Source organism: Corynebacterium sp. CCUG 51687, assembly GCF_024453995.1.
GTDB classification, from domain to species: Bacteria; Actinomycetota; Actinomycetes; order Mycobacteriales; family Mycobacteriaceae; genus Corynebacterium; species Corynebacterium pseudogenitalium.
In genome coordinates, this window is sequence record NZ_JAGPYT010000002.1 from 100,489 (window position 1) to 119,516 (window position 19,028).

Genomic DNA, 19,028 nt, shown 5'->3' on the forward strand with positions numbered 1-19,028 from the left:
CGAAAGAATCTATCCAACTGCAATCCTCCCCGTCGTTGGGGAGGTGAAAGGGAATTTACGTGTTTGACGTAAACCTCTTCGACGAGCTTCGCATCGGCCTGGCTACTGCTGACGACATCCGTCGTTGGTCGCATGGTGAGGTCAAGAAGCCCGAAACGATTAACTACCGCACGTTGAAGCCGGAAAAGGACGGCCTGTTCTGCGAGCGCATCTTCGGTCCTACCCGTGACTGGGAGTGTGCGTGTGGCAAGTACAAGCGTGTCCGCTACAAGGGCATCATTTGTGAGCGTTGTGGCGTCGAGGTCACTAAGTCGAAGGTTCGCCGTGAGCGCATGGGTCACATTGAGCTGGCCGCGCCGGTGACCCACATTTGGTACTTCAAGGGCGTCCCATCGCGCCTGGGCTACCTGCTGGATCTTGCTCCGAAGGATCTGGAGCGCATCATTTACTTCGCCGCGAACATCATCACCAGTGTTGATGAGGAGGCGCGTCACAACGACATGTCGACGCTCGAGGCGGAGATGCTGCTCGAGAAGAAGGAAGTCGAGCAGGACGCGAATGCCGAGATTGCGGAGCGCGCGCAGAAGCTGGAGGAGGACCTCGCTGAGCTCGAGGCTGCCGGTGCGACTGCTGCCGCCCGCAAGAAGGTGCAGAACGCTGCTGACAAGGAGATGCAGCACATCCGCGAGGCCGGCGAGCGCGAGGTCGAGCGCCTCGACGAAATTTGGTCCACCTTCCAGAAGCTTGCTCCGAAGCAGATGATTATCGACGAGTTCCTCTACGAAGAGCTCGTGGACCGCTACGAGGACTACTTCACCGGCGGCATGGGCGCTGAGGCGATCCAGACGCTGATCCGCAACTTCGACCTCGAAGCTGAAGCGGAGGAACTGCGCACCATCATCGCTGAGGGCAAGGGCCAGAAGAAGGTCCGCGCACTGAAGCGTCTGAAGGTCGTGGCTGCGTTCCAGCGTTCCGGCAATGATCCTGCCGGCATGATCCTGGACGCGATCCCGGTGATCCCACCAGAGCTGCGTCCAATGGTGCAGCTGGACGGCGGCCGTTTCGCCACCTCGGACCTGAATGACCTGTACCGTCGCGTAATTAACCGCAACAACCGTTTGAAGCGCATGATTGACCTGGGAGCCCCAGAGATCATCGTGAACAACGAGAAGCGCATGCTGCAAGAGTCTGTCGACGCCCTCTTCGACAACGGCCGTCGTGGTCGCCCTGTCACGGGCCCAGGCAACCGTCCGCTGAAGTCCCTGTCTGACCTGCTGAAGGGTAAGCAGGGTCGCTTCCGCCAGAACCTGCTGGGTAAGCGTGTGGACTACTCTGGCCGTTCGGTCATTATTGTTGGTCCGCAGCTGAAGATGCACGAGTGTGGTCTGCCGAAGCTGATGGCGCTCGAGCTGTTCAAGCCGTTCGTGATGAAGCGCCTCGTGGACAATGAGTACGCGCAGAACATTAAGTCGGCGAAGCGCATGGTGGAGCGCCAGCGCCCTGAGGTGTGGGACGTCCTCGAAGAGGCGATTTCCGAGCACCCGGTGCTGCTGAACCGTGCGCCAACCCTGCACCGTCTTGGCATTCAGGCGTTCGAGCCGAAGCTGGTCGAGGGTAAAGCAATCCAGCTGCACCCGCTGGCCTGTGAGGCGTTCAACGCTGACTTCGACGGTGACCAGATGGCAGTCCACCTGCCACTGTCCGCGGAGGCGCAGGCAGAGGCCCGCATCCTGATGCTGTCCTCGAACAACATCCTGTCCCCGGCATCCGGCAAGCCACTGGCGATGCCTCGCCTGGACATGGTGACCGGCCTGTACTTCCTGACCATGGAAAAGGGCGAGGACGAGATCGGCGGCGAGGGTCGTTTCACCCCAGCCGACGAGAACGGCCCAGCCAAGGGCGTGTACTCCTCCTACCGTGAGGCCATCATGGCCTACGACCTGGGCGTACTTGGCCTGCAGGCACCGATCAAGGTGCGCATCGACCACCTGCGTCCGACGATTGAGATTGAAGCTGAGCAGTTCCCAGACGGCTGGTCGAAGGGCCAGGCTTGGATGATGGAGACCACCCTTGGTCGCATCATGTTCAACGAGCTGCTTCCGTTCAACTTCCCGTACCAGGAAGGCGCGATGGTCCGTAAGGGCGGCGGCGCCGGCAAGGTGCTGTTGGGCGACATCATCCAGTCGATGGTGGAGAAGTACCCAATGATTACCGTTGCCCAGACGCTGGACAAGCTGAAGGACGCCGGTTTCTACTGGGCGACCCGTTCCGGCGTGACCATCTCCATGTCCGACGTGTTGGTGCTTCCGAACAAGACGGAAATCCTCGAGCAGTACGAGCAGCGCGCCGAAGAGATCGAGCGCAAGTACTGGGAGAAGGGTGCCCTGACCGAGGAGAACCGCTACGACCGTCTCGTGGAGCTGTGGCAGGACGCCACGAACCAGGTCGGTGAAGCAGTTGAGGCGCTGTACCCGGATGACAACCCGATTCCGATGATCGTGAAGTCTGGCGCTGCCGGTAACATGCGTCAGATCTGGACCCTGGCCGGCATGAAGGGCATGGTCGTGAACTCGCGCGGTGAGTACATCACCCGCCCGATCAAGACCTCCTTCCGCGAAGGCCTGACAGTGATGGAGTACTTCAACAACTCCCACGGTTCCCGAAAGGGCCTGGCGGATACGGCACTGCGTACCGCAGACTCCGGCTACCTGACCCGCCGTCTTGTCGACGTCGCCCAGGACGTCATCGTCCGCGAGCACGACTGCGGCACCCGCCAGGGAGTCAAGGTTCCAGTTGCGCAGCTTGCCGGTGAGAAGTTCGTCCGCGACGAGTTCGTCGAGACCTCCGTCGCTGGCCGAGTACTGGCATCCGACGCGAAGGACGCCGAGGGCAACGTTGTGCTCGAAGCCGACGCTGAGCTTTCGGAAGAGCGTATCGACGCCCTCGTCGCCGCCGGTGTCGAAGAAGTCAAGGTCCGCTCCGTCCTGACCTGCCAGACCCCAACCGGCGTCTGCGCGAAGTGCTACGGCAAGTCCATGGCATCCGGCAAGCTTGTCGACATCGGTGAAGCCGTCGGTATCGTGGCTGCACAGTCGATTGGTGAGCCTGGTACCCAGCTGACCATGCGTACCTTCCACCAGGGTGGTGTCGGTGGCGACATTACCGGTGGTCTGCCACGTGTTCAGGAGCTGTTCGAGGCCCGCGTGCCGAAGAACTGCGCCCCGATCGCATCCGTGGCCGGCACCGTCACCCTCGAGGACGAAGGCAACTTCTGGACGCTCACCATCCACCCGGATGACGGCTCCGACGTTGTGGTCTACGAGAAGCTGTCGAAGCGCCAGGGCCTCGCACAGGTCCGCCGCCCGATGGAGTCCAACCCGAACGCGATGATCGAGCGCTCCCTGCGTGAAGGCGACCACGTTAACGTGGGCGACCGCCTCCTGCGTGGCGCTGCTGACCCGCACGACGTGCTCGAGGTTCTCGGCCGCCGTGGTGTGGAGAAGCACCTCATCGACGAAGTGCAGGCCGTGTACCGCACCCAGGGTGTGTCCATCCACGACAAGCACATCGAGATCATCATCCGCCAGATGCTGCGACGCGGCACCGTCATCGACTCGGGTACCACCGAGTTCCTGCCGGGTACGCTTGTGGATCTGTCGGAGGCACGCCAGGTCAACGCTGCAGCTGTTGCAGATGGTGGCGAGCCAGCAGAGATGCGCTCCGAGATCATGGGTATTACCAAGGCATCCCTGGCAACCGAGTCCTGGCTGTCCGCCGCTTCGTTCCAGGAGACCACGCGTGTGCTCACGGACGCTGCTATTAACAAGCGTTCTGACCAGCTGATCGGTCTGAAGGAGAACGTGATCATCGGTAAGCTGATCCCGGCTGGTACCGGTATCTCGCGCTACCGCAACATCACGGTCAAGCCGACGGAAGCCGCCCGCTCCGCCGCCTACTCGATCCCGTCCTTCGGCGACGGCATCTACGGCGACGAGGCATACGGCGACTACACCGGCGCCTCCGTCCCACTGGAGGAATACGGGTACGACCAGATCTAGTGACTCTGGCTTATAGCTAGGTCTGCTACCCCAGCACCGGCGCCCCGCCCCCTGAACCCAGGGAGGCGGGGCGCTTTGCCTTAGGCGCTGTACACGCCGTGGGCGTCAACTCCGCGAGCCCACTGCAATACCAGCGCGTGGCCCCGCTGTGCGGCGGCGTCCTGCAGCTGGTCGATGTTTTGCTCGATGACGGACCCCGGCCACAACGTAGTACGCAGCTGCAGTCCCATGCCATGTTCGCGGGCCGCGGTGCACACGATGTCGAGGCTTTCCCACATCCGTGCGGCCACCACGCTGGTGACACCAGCGACCGAGGGTAAGTGCTCGGGAAGCGCCTTGACGTCGAACCCGATCCAGTCGGGGCGGGTAGTCGACTCAGCGAGAATGGAACCCAGCCTCGCGGGAAGGTAACCACTCGTGTGTAGCCCGACGGGAAACCCGATCTCATGGGCCGCGGCAATCGCTTCGCCGAGACCTGCGCATGCGAGTGGTTCGCCGCCGGAAATGACGAGGGCGTCAATAAGTCCGTGTCGAGCCCGCAGTAAGTCGAGCACTTCCGAGAAATCGTGGGGAGCAGGAGTAAATTCCTGCAAGTTAGGGTTGTGGCAGTAGCTGCAGCGCAGTGGGCAGCCTTGTGTGAATGCCGTGACCGTGAGACGGCCGGGCCAGTCGGTGGCGGAGAACGGAATGATCCCCGCCACCGGCAGGTTAGGCGAAGGCTTCTGCGAAGTAGTGACGCTCAGCGAACTCACCCTTCTTCCCAGTGTTGAAGCTTTGCACGGGCCGGAAGTAGCCCATTACGCGCGTCCACATTTCGGTGGCGCTTCCGCAGTGCGGGCATTCGGGGTGCTCGCCGGAGATGTAGCCGTGGTTTGCGCAGATGGAGAACGTCGGCGTGATAGTGATGTACGGTAGGCGGAAGGTTTCTAGGCTGCGTCGTACGAGCTTGGCGGTTGCTTCGCCACTGGACATTGCTGCGCCCATGTACAGGTGAAGCACCGTGCCGCCGGTGTACTTCGTTTGCAGGTCCTCCTGGGCGGCGAGCGCCGCGAACGGATCTGGAGTGTGCGCAACAGGCAGCTGGGAGGAGTTGGTGTAGTACGGCTGCTCCTCGGTACCTGCCTGGATGATGCCGGGATAGCGGGCACGGTCCTCGCGTGCGAAGCGGTACGTTGCGCCTTCCGCGGGGGACGCTTCTAGGTTGTAGAGGTGCCCTGTACGTTCCTGAGCTTCCGTGATGCGGGCATTGATGTGGTCGAGCAGGCGCGCCACAAGTGCATGGCCTTGGGGGTCGGTGATGTCGTAGGCGTCGTGCGTGAAGTTACGTACCATTTCGTTGCAACCATTGACCCCGATGGTGGTGAAGTGGTTGTCAAACCCCGGTAACCACCGTTTCGTGTACGGGTATAGCCCCTTATCGAAGCAATCTTGCACAAACGCGCGACGCCGCTCCAGCGTATCGACAGCCACCTCGATCAACTCGTCAACCCTGCGCAGTAGCGCAGCCTCATCGTTGGGGAAGAGGTACCCGAGGCGTGCGCAGTTCAGGGTGACTACGCCAATGGAGCCAGTGAGCTCCGCGGAACCGAACAGACCGTTTCCGCGCTTGAGTAGCTCACGCAGGTCGAGTTGGAGGCGGCAGCACATCGAGCGGATCATGCCTGGGTCCAAATCCGAGTTGAGGAAATTTTGGAAATAGGGGAGGCCGTACTTGCCAGTCATGTCGAACAGGGCTTTCGTGTTTGGCGAGCCCCAGTCGAAGTCCTTGGTGATGTTGTACGTCGGGATGGGGAAGGTAAATGGGCGGCCGTCGGCGTCGCCTTGGGACATAACCTCAATGAACGCGCGGTTGATCATGTCCATCTCTTCTTGGAGCTCGCCGTAAGTGAAGTCGACAGGGTCTCCACCGATGAACGGAGTCTGCTCAGCGAGGTCCTGAGGGCACGTCCAGTCAAATGTAAGGTTTGTGAACGGAGTCTGCGTCCCCCAACGCGAGGGAACGTTGAGGTTGAAGACGAACTCCTGCATGTGTTGCAAGACGTCCTCGTATGTGAGCGAGTCCAGCCGCACGAATGGTGCCATGTAGGTATCGAAGCTGGAGAATGCCTGCGCGCCAGCCCATTCGTTCTGCAGTGTGCCGAGGAAGTTCACTACTTGTCCGCACGCGGAGGAGAAATGTTTTGGTGGCAGAGAAGATATCGTGCCAGGTACCCCTCCGAACCCTTCTTCAAGGAGCTGCCTCAATGACCACCCTGCGCAGTACCCGGAGAGCATGTCGAGATCGTGGATGTGGAGGTCGCCGTTGCGGTGGGCATTGCCGGCGACGTCGGAAAACACTTCGTCCAGCCAGTAGTTGGCGGTGATTTTGCCGGCGGAGTTGAGAATCATTCCGCCGAGCGAGTAGTCCTGGTTGGCGTTTGCGTTGATGCGCCAGTCAGCGCGGTGGAGGTATTCGTTGATGGTGGCTTGGGGGTCGACGTTGTTGGCGGCCATGCTGCTTCCTTTCTCTCGGTTCGTAACTAACGTAGCTGTAATTCCATTGGTCGTATTTAGTAGATATGGACACAAAGAGTCACTGAGGTACAACATGTGGTAGCCATGGGGGTGTGTGCCCTTGGTGGACGTCGGACGATAGGGGTAGGTGTAGTAGCGTTGCTATGCATCTTCAGTACACCCTCGAATAGGGGTATGTGCTGTGGAGGAAGTTTCGGTCTTGCAAAGCTGGGGTGGTTCGTGATACTCTGTCGGACGGTTCACCACCTCAAGGTGAAGTGTCTGATCGTTTTCGCATAAACGTGGCGGAGCGTTCTGGACGTGCGGCAGGGCCCCGGGAAAGAGCCCTCATTTTTGCATGTTCAGGCGATTGTCCGCCTCAGCGTAAAAATTAGAAGGAAAATCTATGCCAACTATCCAGCAGCTGGTCCGCAAGGGCCGCCACGACAAGCGTGGCAAGGTAGCAACTGCAGCGCTGAAGGGTTCCCCGCAGCGTCGTGGCGTGTGCACCCGCGTGTACACCACCACGCCGAAGAAGCCGAACTCGGCGCTTCGTAAGGTTGCTCGTGTTCGTCTGACCTCCGGTATTGAGGTCTCCGCATACATCCCAGGTGAGGGCCACAACCTCCAGGAGCACTCCATGGTGCTTGTCCGTGGTGGTCGTGTGAAGGACCTCCCGGGTGTTCGCTACAAGATTATTCGTGGTTCCTTGGATACCCAGGGTGTCAAGGATCGTAAGCAGGCTCGTTCCCGCTACGGCGCAAAGAAGGGACAGTAATCAGAAATGCGTAAGCAGCAAGCTCCGAAGCGTCCCATCGTTAAGGACCCGGTATACAACTCTGAACTCGTGACCCAGCTGGTCAACAAGGTGCTTCTCGACGGCAAGAAGTCCACCGCTGAGCGCATCGTCTACGGTGCGCTCGAGATCTGCCGTGAAAAGACCGGCACCGATCCGGTTGGCACCTTGGAAAAGGCACTCGGCAACATCCGTCCTGACCTTGAGGTTCGCTCCCGTCGTGTCGGTGGCGCTACCTACCAGGTTCCAGTCGAGGTGAAGCCAGTTCGTGCAACCACTCTGGCTCTGCGCTGGATGGTCACCTTCACGCGCCAGCGTCGTGAGAACTCGATGATCGAGCGTCTCGCTAACGAGATCTTGGACGCATCCAACGGCTTGGGTGCATCCGTGAAGCGTCGCGAGGACGTCCACAAGATGGCCGAGGCAAACCGCGCGTTTGCTCACTACCGCTGGTAGTCGCCGGTAGGTCATATATGAGACAAAACGCCCGGACCATGCTGACACGGACAACGTGTGCACAATTGCATACGTGGTTACCCACCAATGTGGGTGCACGTGCGGCGTCCGGGTTTTTGTTTTGAGGTGACTTGCAGGCCGACTCTGCCCATCTTGGGCAAACAGTGGCACAATGAACTAGGTAAATATTCGCCAAGACGTGTGCAGCACGTCGACGACTTTTAAGTTGGGGTAAATAACGTGGCACAAGAAGTGCTTAAGGATCTGCACAAGGTCCGCAACATCGGCATCATGGCGCACATCGATGCTGGTAAGACCACCACGACAGAGCGCATTCTGTTCTACACCGGTATTAACCGCAAGGTCGGCGAGACCCACGACGGTGGCGCAACCACCGACTGGATGGAGCAGGAGAAAGAGCGCGGCATCACCATTACGTCCGCAGCAGTGACCTGCTTCTGGAATAACAACCAGATCAACATCATCGATACGCCGGGTCACGTGGACTTCACCATTGAGGTTGAGCGTTCCCTGCGCGTGCTCGATGGCGCAGTTGCTGTGTTCGACGGCAAGGAAGGCGTTGAGCCGCAGTCCGAGCAGGTCTGGCGTCAGGCTGCAAAGTACGACGTTCCGCGTATCTGCTTCGTCAACAAGATGGACAAGCTGGGCGCTGACTTCTACTACACCGTTGGCACGATCGTCGATCGTCTCGGCGCGAAGCCGTTGGTAATGCAGCTTCCGATCGGTGCTGAGGATGACTTTGACGGCGTCGTTGACCTTCTTGAGATGAAGGCAATGCTGTGGCCGGGCAAGGTCGAGACCGGCACCCCTGCGCAGATCACCGAGATCCCGGACGATCTGAAGGAAAAGGCTGAGGAGTACCGTGAGAAGCTCGTCGAGACCGTTGCTGAGTCCGACGAAGAGCTCATGGAGAAGTACTTCGGCGGCGAAGAGCTCACGATCGAGGAGCTCAAGGCTGGCATCCGTAAGCTGACCGTTAATTCGGAAGTTTACCCAGTGTTCTGTGGTACTGCGTACCGCAACAAGGGTGTCGAGCCTGTGCTGGACGCCATCGTCGATTACCTGCCTTCTCCGCTGGATATCGGCGAGGTTCACGGCACCTCCGTCGACGGTGAGGAAGACCTCACGCGTAAGCCTTCCGTTGATGAGCCGTTCTCTGCACTGGCGTTCAAGATTGCTGTGCACCCGTTCTTCGGCAAGCTGACTTACGTGCGCGTGTACTCGGGCCAGGCTATCCCGGGCGAGAACATGATGAACTCTACCAAGCAGCAGCGTGAGCGCGTGGGCAAGCTCTTCCAGATGCACGCGAACAAGGAGAACCCGGTTGAGCACGCTGACGCCGGCAACATCTACGCGTTCATTGGCTTGAAGCACACCACTACTGGTGACACCCTGTGCAACCCTGATCACCCGATCATCCTCGAGTCCATGGACTTCCCGGATCCGGTTATTCAGGTTGCTATTGAGCCGAAGACCAAGGCTGACCAGGAGAAGCTGGGCACCGCTATTCAGAAGCTTGCTGAAGAGGACCCAACCTTCACCGTTCACCTGGATGAGGAGACCGGCCAGACCGTTATCGGCGGCATGGGCGAGCTCCACCTCGACGTCTTCGTTGACCGCATGAAGCGCGAGTTCAAGGTCGAGGCGAACATTGGTTCTCCACAGGTTGCGTACCGCGAGACCATCCGCAAGAAGGTGCAGTCCCTGGACTACACCCACAAGAAGCAGACTGGTGGTTCCGGTCAGTTCGCAAAGGTTATCGTTTCCATCGAGCCTTACAACCCGGATCCAGAGACCCTGGAAGAGGGCGAGAGCGCAACCTACCTGTTCGTCAACGAGGTCACCGGTGGTCGCGTGCCGAAGGAGTACATCCCTTCCGTGGATGCCGGTATCCAGGACGCGATGCAGTACGGCTACCTCGCTGGCTACCCGCTGGTCAACATCAAGGCAACCCTCGAAGACGGCGCTTACCACGAGGTTGACTCCTCCGAAATGGCCTTCAAGATGGCCGGTTCGCAGGTGCTCAAGGAGGCCGTCGCTAAGGCGAAGCCAGTGCTGCTCGAGCCGCTGATGGCTGTTGAGGTTGTCACGCCTGAGGAGTACATGGGTGACGTCATCGGTGACCTGAACTCCCGTCGTGGCCAGGTCAACTCGATGGACGACCGCTCTGGCGCCAAGGTTGTCAAGGCTGTTGTTCCGCTGTCGCAGATGTTCGGCTACGTTGGTGACCTGCGCTCCAAGACGCAGGGTCGCGCGAACTACACCATGGTGTTTGACTCCTACGGTGAAGTTCCGTCCAACGTCGCTCAGGAAATCATCGACGCCCGCAACGGCAACTAATCGCTGCTCCCTGCTTCTCGACGGCCTGCTCACGTGCCAGTGAGCGTGACCGGTAGAAGGGAGCAGGGATGGCCGCTAGTAGCGGTCGCGCTGGAATCGCCACAAGATTGAAGTGGTGGTTTGAGCCGGCCGTTACTCGCGACGAATGATCCCGGAACTTTCGGTCTGACGGTTTGAAAATCAGACTGGGAATCTCTAGGATCAGGTAACTGGCACATTGTGAATGAGCCGACGCCTTTTCGAAGGCAAAGGCAAATGTAAACCACGTGGCTGCGAAGGTCGTAGCCACCATGAAGTCCTAGGAGGACATACAGTGGCAAAGGCAAAGTTCGAACGTACAAAGCCGCACGTCAACATCGGTACCATTGGTCACGTCGACCACGGTAAGACGACCACCACGGCTGCTATCACCAAGGTGCTCGCTGACAAGTACCCGGAGGAGAACAAGTCCTTCGCGTACGACGCGATTGACAAGGCGCCGGAAGAGCGCGAGCGCGGCATTACCATTAACATTTCCCACGTCGAGTACAACACTCCTAAGCGTCACTACGCACACGTGGATGCTCCAGGCCACGCTGACTACATCAAGAACATGATCACCGGTGCTGCTCAGATGGACGGCGCAATCCTCGTGGTTGCTGCTACCGACGGCCCGATGCCTCAGACCCGCGAGCACGTTCTGCTTGCTCGCCAGGTTGGCGTTCCTTACATCCTCGTTGCCCTGAACAAGTGCGACATGGTCGACGATGAGGAAATCATCGAGCTCGTCGAGATGGAAGTTCGTGAGCTTCTCGCAGAGCAGGATTACGACGAAGAGGCTCCAATCGTTCACATCTCCGCTCTGAAGGCTCTTGAGGGCGAGGAGAAGTGGGTTGACTCCATCGTTGAGCTCATGGAAGCTTGCGACAACTCCATTCCGGACCCAGTTCGCGAGACCGACCGTGACTTCCTGATGCCGATCGAGGACATCTTCACCATTTCCGGCCGCGGTACCGTTGTTACCGGCCGTGTTGAGCGTGGCGTCCTGAACCTCAACGACGAAGTTGAGATCATCGGTATCCGCGAGAAGTCCACGAAGACCACCGTCACCTCCATCGAGATGTTCAACAAGCTTCTCGACACCGCTGAGGCTGGCGACAACGCAGCTCTGCTGCTCCGTGGCCTGAAGCGTGAGGACGTTGAGCGTGGTCAGGTTGTCATCAAGCCGGGCGCTTACACCCCTCACTCCAAGTTCGAGGGCTCCGTCTACGTCCTGTCCAAGGACGAGGGTGGCCGTCACACGCCATTCTTCGACAACTACCGTCCTCAGTTCTACTTCCGCACCACCGACGTTACCGGTGTTGTGCACCTGCCTGAGGGCACCGAGATGGTCATGCCTGGCGACAACGTCGACATGTCCGTCGAGCTGATCCACCCAGTCGCTATGGACGAGGGCCTGCGCTTCGCTATCCGCGAGGGCTCCCGTACCGTCGGCGCTGGCCGCGTCACCAAGATCCTCGGCTAATTCAGTCCGATAACGTGACGTAAAGGTCACTCCCCATCGGGGAGTGACCTTTTTTCATGCCTACAGTGCGTTGGGAAGGCAACGGTTCTAGGACCACTATGTCCTGCAGCTGGTCACCGTGCTGTTACTTCAGTGCATTGGGCACCGCCGACTTAAGGGACATTTTGTGTGTAACTAGCCGCGTCCAGCCCACCCCTTTCTCACGGCTAGACTGGGGTTGCACTGACGATCATTGCCAGTATTGAATTCTTTCAGCCGCCCATTCAGTGCACCGCTGTGTGCAAGATCGTCTCTCGCCCCGCAGGCTGTATGGCAGCTCGCTTAACGGCATACCCCAATGCCTTGCTTCCCGGTCCTGTTCGTGCCCTGGCCAGTATCGTGCACGCCCAGGGCTTTGCTCGTCTCCCTGGCAGTATGCGATCGCCCAACGCGTAGAGAGACCGGTTCTTGTTCTCTAGAGCCACCAATCTCGCTGCGCTACCCGCAGACTCGATACATCCCACACGTCAGACGTCATCCGGCGTTCAATTCTCAAGACCGGCGAATGGAACTGTTTTGAAAACCATATCGGGAGTCCGGGAAACCGAATAGATTTATACACACAAAATGTCCCTTAAGCCGCACCGTCTGGACACGAAAAGCTCCCCACCTGTTGGTGGGGAGCATTCGCGTGAGTACTTTTAGGCGCTAACCTGGTCGAAGTGCAGCTTCCACAGGGTATCCACGTTCATTGTGTGGTTTGCCATTCGGAAGTCCTGATCGGCGCGTTCGAGAACGTCAACGACTTCGTCAAGCGAGAATGCTGGGTTGGCAATCGCAACGAATTCAACGGTCGGCCTGGTCTCGACCATCGCAACTTTGGCGTCGGCGGAGTTGATCATGGGGTCCATAGCCAAGTGGTGGCATGCGGCTTCGGCGACGCGTTTGACGTTGATTTCGGTTGTGCCATGCTCGGCGTCGGCCGCGGTGATTGCTCGGGTCGAGAATCCGCGGCTGCGTGTGTTCGCGATAATGGCCCACAGCCCGATAATTACCAGCACAACCGCACCGACGATCAACGCGGTGTTGTACCAGGAACGGTAGGGCAGGTTGCCGATCACCACTGGATCCACCTGCTGGATCCATTGGCTGGCGTAGGGGATGTCCCAGAAGTATGCGAGTGGAACGAACCCGATGCAGAGCAACAAAATGCCGAGGATGAAGACGAGTATGCGGTCAAAGAACGCAAGTGTCTTGGTCATTTACTTCGCCTCCTGTTCAGCAACTGGTGCTGGCGCTTCGGTCTTGATGGTGATGGCGGGTACCTGCTCCAGACGCTGGAACTCACCAACGAGAGTTTCGTGCGCTTGCTGCTCTACCTCGGGGCGTTGCGTGTCGGTCTGCATTGTGAGTGTGACCTTCTTCCGGTCAGCCTTGGTGCGTGCATGATTAGCTCCGAACTGGGATGTTGCAAGGAATGTTGACTTCCGTGCGATGTCCACTGGTCGTGTCCAGATCGAAACTGGGGACTGCACGCGAAGGTGCGTCTTCTGGCGAGGTTTGAGCGATGCAACCACAAGCGCGAGCCCTACGAGCATCACAATGATGCCAACTGCGACGCCCACCCACGTGATGTCAATGAGATTCAACGTCAACTGGTCGTAGAGCTCGGGGAGCCACTCCGGTTGGTTGCTAGTTTCCTGGAGTCGCACCCAAGCGTCGTGCCCGGTAACAACGGCGCCCCCGAGGAACGCCAGGCCGGCGAGCACGGTGATCCAGCGTGCAACTGGGCTAGCTTTCGGTGCGGCAGCCGGGTGCGGGCCTACTGGGGCGACGGGTGTATTAGGTTCGGTCATAGTACTTCACCGCCGGTTTGATCGTAATTTCACGAAGCGGCTGAGGTTGCGGTGCCGATACTGTCGTCGGTGCCGCTGTGCGCTTCACGCGAATGGGCTTGAGCGGCGCAGGTTGCGGAACGCTCGGGCTATATACGCGCTGTTGGTGTGTTTGCACGCCAAGCAGCCGGGCAGGCTCCGGCGTTTGTGGACGGAAAACCCGCGTGGGCTGTGCTTCGAAGCCCTTGGTACGCACGGGGTACGGAGTCGGAGCGGCAATGGATTTCACAGAGACTGGCTCTGGAACGTGGGTGTCCGTCAGGTCGTCGACAAGCGAGCGAGCGACGATATCGTGCAACGGTTCCGGCTCCTTCGTCGTCGGGGACTCTACGTCCAAAGGCTTGACCTTCAGCGGAGTTGGGATGATGAACGACTGGTGGTTTGCAACGTCGTCCCACGAGACGGGTTCACCGGCGTTCGCGGTGACGTTTGCCACCTCGATATTGACGCTGGAGACGTCCAGCCCAGTCAATGTCCGGATGTGCGAGATGATCGTTGAACGCACGGCGTCCGTGATGGCAGCAATGGGGGCAGGGTAAGTAGTAGCGATCTCGGCTTCGACGGCCGCGGTGCCTGAAACTCGGTCCAGGCGGACATCGATTTGGGGAAAGCTGCGGCCTGCCAAACCTGCAAGCTTTGCGTCCATTTCGATCGTGCCGGGCACTGACGAAGCCGCCACCTCAGCAATCTGCGCGATGACGCGCTCACTGAGATGGAATTGGTTCGACGCCATTAGCTACGACCCTTGCCCGAGCTGGTGCTCAGGATTTCTGCGAGGTCCAGCTTGCCATCAAGCTGGGCGCCGACGACACCACCAATGACGGAGAAGAGAACGAGCCACAGTAGCCCGAGTCCGCCGCCAAAGGTGACGAAGAAAGCAACGATAATGCCGATAATGACACCGGTTAACGCTTTGTTAGATAAAAGATTCATTGTTCACCACTTACTTGTAGTTGTGGGTACGCAACGCGGACGCCCTAACGGGCGTTCCTATTCGGCGTCGGCGACAACAACGTCGACGAAATCGACATCGGTGGCGCGCAGGGTAGCGGTGCGTACGTCGTCGGCGACGGAGTGAATGTCCCGTTCGCTCGAAACGTCGTAAATAAAGTTGACTTCAAGGCCGCGGAGGTTGGGGTCTGAGGATCGCGTCGCGGGTTTGAGCCCTTCGATCCGCTCGCCGGGTAGCAGGAGGGCAACTTCACCGAAGAACCCGCCATGCATACCCGCAACGCCGGGGACAGCCAAAATGGCGTCCCGGGCGGCTTCGGCCACCTCGCGGCTAACGGAGGTGTACGCCATAACTACTGAGCCAGCGCCTGGTTAGCGTTGTAGGCGGCCTCGTTGGACTCCTCGTTGTCCTGCTCCGGCAGGTGGACATCGTGAACAGTGACGTCGACGCGGTCAACGATAAGGCCGGTCATGCGGGTAACAGCAACAGTGATGTTCTCGCGGATGGCGTTTGCGAGCTCGTGGATGGCGACGCCGTACTCCGCAATAATTGCAACAGCGACGGAAGCGTGGCCGTCCTCGACAACGACATCGACGCCCTGCTGAACATTGGTGGAGGAGGTCAGCGACTCGCGAACAGCACCCCACATGCGTGCAGCGCCACCGCCCAGGTTGTAAACACCGGAAACTTCGCGGGCGGCGATGCCGGCGATCTTGCCGACGACGTTGTCGTCGATCATTGTGGTGCCGTGCTCAGTCTCAAGGTTGGAGTTGCGAGTGCGAACCTGCTCCGTCTCCTTTGCCTCAGTGGTGGCAGGGGTGTTCTCGGTTGCATTGTGGTCGGCCATGGAAAATCCCTTCGTATATATATGGGTAAAGAAAAGTACGACGGACAGACGCCCGTGTAAACACCCAGGGTACACAGCAACCAACTAGCTTGCCTGAATCGATGCAAAAAGTTCCGAATGGATATCACTCTGCAATCAAACTGAAATGTTCAGAGGAGGGGTTGCGCTTCTTGCAAGAACGTGTTTTAATACTCGGGTTGCCTCGACATGGCGGCCGCAAGGTTGTGATGGTGGGGTAAACATGACACCTTCCAAAGAAGGTTTTTATCTAGGTTAACTAGGTGAGAAACCGGAGAAGGGACATGGCAAATAAACAGCGGCAGTACGCAAGGGTCACGCACCCTTCCGAGTCTGACACCCCGATGCACGTGTGCACCGAGGCGGAAGCACTGAAGTAAGCGCGCAGTTTATTGTCGCGTTACTCACCTTCCGGAAGTGTCAAACAGTCAATGAAAACGACACTGGCGTTGAGCCATGGGCCCAGCCCGGACAACGTTATAGAGAAACTAGAAGCTACAACCCCACCGCTTCGTTCAGAATGTGGGGATGCGAGGAAGAGGTAAGCGTGGCGGGACAGAAGATCCGCATCAGGCTGAAGGCCTACGACCACGAAGCGATCGACGCATCTGCGAAGAAGATCGTTGAGACGGTCACCCGCACGGGTGCCCGCGTCGTTGGACCGGTGCCGTTGCCCACAGAGAAGAACGTGTACGCCGTTATTCGTTCTCCCCACAAGTACAAGGACTCTCGCGAGCACTTTGAGATGCGCACGCACAAGCGTCTCATCGACATTCTCGATCCGACGCCGAAGACGGTTGACGCGCTCATGCGTATCGACCTTCCTGCAAGCGTTGACGTGAACATCCAGTAATCACTAGAGATCCGACAACCTGTAAGTAGTGGAGAACTAATACATGTCTGATAACCAGATCAAGGGCATTCTGGGCACCAAGCTCGGCATGACCCAGATCTTCGACGACGAGAACCGTGTTATCCCGGTTACCGTCGTTGAGGCTGGGCCGTGCGTGGTCACCCAGATCCGTACACCAGAGACTGATGGCTACTCCGCCATCCAGATTGCTTACGGCGACATCGATCCCCGTAAGACGAACAAGCCAGAGGCTGGCCACTTCAAGAAGGCTGGCGTCACCCCACGTCGCTACGTAGCTGAAATCCGCATGGATGACACCTCTGCGTACGAACTCGGCCAAGAGATCACCGTCAATCTGTTTGACGGCGACGTCTTCGTCGACGTTGCTGGCACCACCAAGGGCCACGGCTTCGCTGGCGCAATGAAGCGTCACGGCTTCGCGGGCCAGGGTGCAGCACACGGTAACCAGGCTGCTCACCGTCGCGTTGGTGGCATTGGTGGCGCGTCTACGCCGGGTCGCGTGTTCAAGGGCAAGCGCATGGCTGGCCGTATGGGCGGTAACCGCGTTACTACCCAGAACCTGAAGATTCAACGCATCGACGGCGACAACAACCTCCTCCTCATCAAGGGTGCTATCCCTGGTGCGAAGGGTTCTGTTGTTACCGTCAAGACCGCAGTGAAGGGCGGTGCTCACGCATGACGAACCTGACGTTGAACGTCCACACCGCAGACGGAAAGACCAACGGTTCCGTTGAGCTTCCGGCAGAACTTTTTGACCGTGAAGCTTCCATTCCCCTGATGCACCAGGTTGTGACAGCTCAGCTGGCAGCCGCTCGTCAGGGCACTCACGCCACCAAGACCCGCGGCATGGTCCGCGGTGGTGGTAAGAAGCCATTCCGCCAGAAGGGCACCGGTCGCGCTCGTCAGGGCTCGATCCGCGCGCCACACTTCACCGGCGGTGGCATTGTCCACGGTCCGCAGCCGCGTTCTTACGCGCAGCGCACCCCAAAGAAGATGATCAAGGCTGCACTTGCTGGTGCACTCACTGATCGTGTTCGCAACGAGCGCATCCACCTCATTGAGGAGCTTGTTCCGGGCCAGAAGCCTTCGACCAAGTCTGCTCGTGCGTTCATTGAGCGTCTGACTGACCGTAAGTCGGTGCTGCTCGTGATCGGCCGTGAGGATGTTAACTCCCGTCTGTCCGCAAGGAACCTGCCGGGCGTCACCATTCTTGAGCCGGCGCAGCTGAACACCTACGACGTGCTGAACGCCGATGACGTTGTGTTCTCGGTTGAGGCGCTGCACACCTTCATCAACCGTGGCAAGGCTGAAGCTGCGGAGGAGGAGAAGTAAATGGCTAAGATCGTGAATTCCCGCGACATCATCATCGCGCCGGTCCTCTCTGAGAAGACCTACGCGCTGATGGAGCAGAACACCTACACGTTTTTTGTAGCGAAGTCTGCTAACAAGACCCAGATCAAGATTGCCGTGGAAGAGATTTTCGGCGTCGACGTCGCTTCGGTGAACACCGTGAACCGTGAGGGCAAGCGCAAGCGTTCCCGCACTGGTTTCGGTAAGCGCAAGGACACCAAGCGCGCCTACGTTACTCTCCGCGAGGGCAGCGATCCCATCGACATCTTCGGCGGCGCAGCCGTCTAAGTGACTCGATAGAAAAGGACAAAATATGGCTATTCGTAAGTACAAGCCGACAACCCCGGGTCGCCGTGCCAGCTCTGTTTCGGAGTTCGAGGAGCTTACCCGCTCCACTCCGGAAAAGTCGCTGCTGCGCCCGCTCCCGAAGAAGGGTGGCCGCAACACGCACGGCCACATCACCACTCGTCACCGTGGTGGCGGCCACAAGCGTCGTTACCGCGTGATTGACTTCCGCCGTTCGGACAAAGACGGCGTGCTGGCAAAGGTTGCTCACATCGAGTACGACCCGAACCGCACCGCTAACATTGCTTTGCTCCACTACTACGACGGTGAGAAGCGCTACATCATCGCTCCGAAGGGCCTGAAGCAGGGTGCCGTCGTTGAGGCTGGTCCTAACGCCGACATCAAGGTTGGTAACAACCTCCCACTGCGTAACATCCCGACCGGTACGACGATCCACGCTGTTGAGCTCAAGCCTGGTGCAGGTGCCAAGCTTGCTCGTTCCGCAGGCGCTTCTATCCAGCTGCTCGGTAAGGAAGGTTCCTACGCAGTGCTGCGTATGCCGTCCTCCGAAATTCGCCGCGTGGACATCCGCTGCCGCGCAACCGTTGGTGAGGTCGGCAACGCTGACCAGATCAACATCCGTTGGGGCAAGGCTGGCCGTATGCGCTGGAAGGGCTGGCGCCCAACGGTCCGCGGTGTTGTCATGAACCCTGTGGATCACCCACACGGTGGTGGTGAAGGTAAGACTTCCGGTGGTCGTCACCCAGTGTCCCCATGGGGCAAGAAGGAAGTTCGCACCCGCAACCCAAACCGTTACTCAAACAACATGATCGTGCGACGCCGTCGCTCGAAGAACAAGAAGCGTTAAGAGGAGGTAGTAAGACATGCCACGTAGCCTAAAGAAAGGCCCGTTCGTCGATGAGCACCTCCTCAACAAGGTGGACGCTCAGAACGATGCAGGCACCAAGCAGGTAATCAAGACCTGGTCTCGCCGTTCGACCATTCTCCCAGATTTCATCGGACACACTTTCGCCGTCCACGACGGCCGCAAGCACGTCCCGGTGTTTGTCGACGAGTCCATGGTCGGCCACAAGCTCGGCGAGTTTGCACCAACCAAGACCTTTAAGGGTCACGTCAAGGAACAGAAGGGACGTCGATAA

19 protein-coding genes are annotated in these 19,028 nt (G+C 59.0%); 11 read left to right on the forward strand and 8 right to left on the reverse strand.

Going from position 1 to position 19,028, the window contains the following annotated elements:
- Positions 1–59 precede the first annotated feature (59 nt).
- Positions 60–4,058, forward strand: a complete 3,999-nt coding sequence (locus KBX13_RS02570) for a DNA-directed RNA polymerase subunit beta' (protein WP_070477529.1) — start codon at positions 60–62, stop codon at positions 4,056–4,058.
- Positions 4,059–4,138: 80 nt separating this feature from the next.
- On the opposite strand, the gene KBX13_RS02575 is transcribed toward KBX13_RS02570, so the two are convergent.
- On the reverse strand, positions 4,139–4,801 hold the full coding sequence (locus KBX13_RS02575) for an anaerobic ribonucleoside-triphosphate reductase activating protein (protein ID WP_305085986.1): 663 nt from the start codon (positions 4,799–4,801) through the stop codon (positions 4,139–4,141).
- Complete coding sequence (locus KBX13_RS02580; protein WP_256020596.1) at positions 4,767–6,551, reverse strand: ribonucleoside triphosphate reductase; 1,785 nt, start codon at positions 6,549–6,551, stop codon at positions 4,767–4,769. The genes KBX13_RS02575 and KBX13_RS02580 overlap by 35 nt, the downstream gene beginning before the upstream one ends.
- Before the next feature lie 406 nt (positions 6,552–6,957).
- On the opposite strand from KBX13_RS02580, the gene rpsL reads away from it, so the two are divergent.
- The 4 genes from rpsL to tuf all read left to right on the forward strand — a co-directional run bounded on the left by rpsL (position 6,958) and on the right by tuf (position 11,668).
- Positions 6,958–7,329, forward strand: a complete 372-nt coding sequence (gene rpsL, locus KBX13_RS02585; protein ID WP_070363116.1) for a 30S ribosomal protein S12 — start codon at positions 6,958–6,960, stop codon at positions 7,327–7,329.
- Between the two features lie 6 nt (positions 7,330–7,335).
- Complete coding sequence (gene rpsG / locus KBX13_RS02590; RefSeq protein ID WP_070363115.1) at positions 7,336–7,803, forward strand: 30S ribosomal protein S7; 468 nt, start codon at positions 7,336–7,338, stop codon at positions 7,801–7,803.
- 240 nt (positions 7,804–8,043) lie between these two features.
- A complete protein-coding gene (gene fusA / locus KBX13_RS02595) occupies positions 8,044–10,164 on the forward strand; it encodes an elongation factor G (RefSeq protein WP_256020598.1) in 2,121 nt (706 codons plus the stop codon).
- A gap of 313 nt (positions 10,165–10,477) precedes the next feature.
- Positions 10,478–11,668 (forward strand): elongation factor Tu, encoded by a 1,191-nt coding sequence (gene tuf, locus KBX13_RS02600; RefSeq protein ID WP_070363113.1) that lies wholly within the window; start codon positions 10,478–10,480, stop codon positions 11,666–11,668.
- 680 nt (positions 11,669–12,348) lie between these two features.
- On the opposite strand, the gene KBX13_RS02605 is transcribed toward tuf, so the two are convergent.
- Genes KBX13_RS02605 through KBX13_RS02630 form a run of 6 tightly spaced genes read right to left on the reverse strand, consistent with a single transcriptional unit; the run spans position 12,349 to position 15,341 of the window.
- Positions 12,349–12,909 carry an alkaline shock response membrane anchor protein AmaP gene (locus KBX13_RS02605; RefSeq protein WP_256020600.1) on the reverse strand — a complete coding sequence of 187 codons (561 nt, stop codon included), beginning with the start codon at positions 12,907–12,909 and terminating at the stop codon, positions 12,349–12,351.
- Positions 12,910–13,503: a hypothetical protein gene (locus tag KBX13_RS02610; RefSeq protein ID WP_070975789.1), complete on the reverse strand. Its 594-nt coding sequence runs from the start codon at positions 13,501–13,503 to the stop codon at positions 12,910–12,912.
- Positions 13,490–14,275, reverse strand: coding sequence for an Asp23/Gls24 family envelope stress response protein (locus KBX13_RS02615; protein ID WP_256020602.1), 786 nt, complete (start codon positions 14,273–14,275; stop codon positions 13,490–13,492). Before KBX13_RS02615 ends, KBX13_RS02610 begins: the two co-directional genes overlap by 14 nt.
- Positions 14,275–14,475, reverse strand: coding sequence for a hypothetical protein (locus KBX13_RS02620; protein WP_070363109.1), 201 nt, complete (start codon positions 14,473–14,475; stop codon positions 14,275–14,277). Before KBX13_RS02620 ends, KBX13_RS02615 begins: the two co-directional genes overlap by 1 nt.
- Positions 14,476–14,532: 57 nt before the next feature.
- Complete coding sequence (locus tag KBX13_RS02625) at positions 14,533–14,844, reverse strand: hypothetical protein (RefSeq protein WP_070363108.1); 312 nt, start codon at positions 14,842–14,844, stop codon at positions 14,533–14,535.
- A gap of 2 nt (positions 14,845–14,846) precedes the next feature.
- Positions 14,847–15,341 carry an Asp23/Gls24 family envelope stress response protein gene (locus KBX13_RS02630; protein ID WP_070363107.1) on the reverse strand — a complete coding sequence of 165 codons (495 nt, stop codon included), beginning with the start codon at positions 15,339–15,341 and terminating at the stop codon, positions 14,847–14,849.
- Between the two features lie 565 nt (positions 15,342–15,906).
- Between KBX13_RS02630 and rpsJ the strand changes: the two genes are divergently transcribed.
- Genes rpsJ through rpsS form a run of 6 tightly spaced genes read left to right on the forward strand, consistent with a single transcriptional unit; the run spans position 15,907 to position 19,028 of the window.
- Positions 15,907–16,212 (forward strand): 30S ribosomal protein S10, encoded by a 306-nt coding sequence (gene rpsJ, locus KBX13_RS02635; protein ID WP_003848085.1) that lies wholly within the window; start codon positions 15,907–15,909, stop codon positions 16,210–16,212.
- Between the two features lie 43 nt (positions 16,213–16,255).
- Entirely contained in the window at positions 16,256–16,912 is a 657-nt protein-coding gene (gene rplC / locus KBX13_RS02640; protein WP_070363106.1) for a 50S ribosomal protein L3, read from the forward strand.
- Positions 16,909–17,565, forward strand: coding sequence for a 50S ribosomal protein L4 (rplD, locus tag KBX13_RS02645; protein WP_070363105.1), 657 nt, complete (start codon positions 16,909–16,911; stop codon positions 17,563–17,565). Before rplC ends, rplD begins: the two co-directional genes overlap by 4 nt.
- Positions 17,566–17,871 carry a 50S ribosomal protein L23 gene (gene rplW / locus KBX13_RS02650; RefSeq protein WP_070363104.1) on the forward strand — a complete coding sequence of 102 codons (306 nt, stop codon included), beginning with the start codon at positions 17,566–17,568 and terminating at the stop codon, positions 17,869–17,871.
- A gap of 25 nt (positions 17,872–17,896) precedes the next feature.
- Complete coding sequence (gene rplB, locus KBX13_RS02655; RefSeq protein WP_070363103.1) at positions 17,897–18,736, forward strand: 50S ribosomal protein L2; 840 nt, start codon at positions 17,897–17,899, stop codon at positions 18,734–18,736.
- A gap of 16 nt (positions 18,737–18,752) precedes the next feature.
- Positions 18,753–19,028 (forward strand): 30S ribosomal protein S19, encoded by a 276-nt coding sequence (gene rpsS, locus KBX13_RS02660; RefSeq protein WP_070363102.1) that lies wholly within the window; start codon positions 18,753–18,755, stop codon positions 19,026–19,028.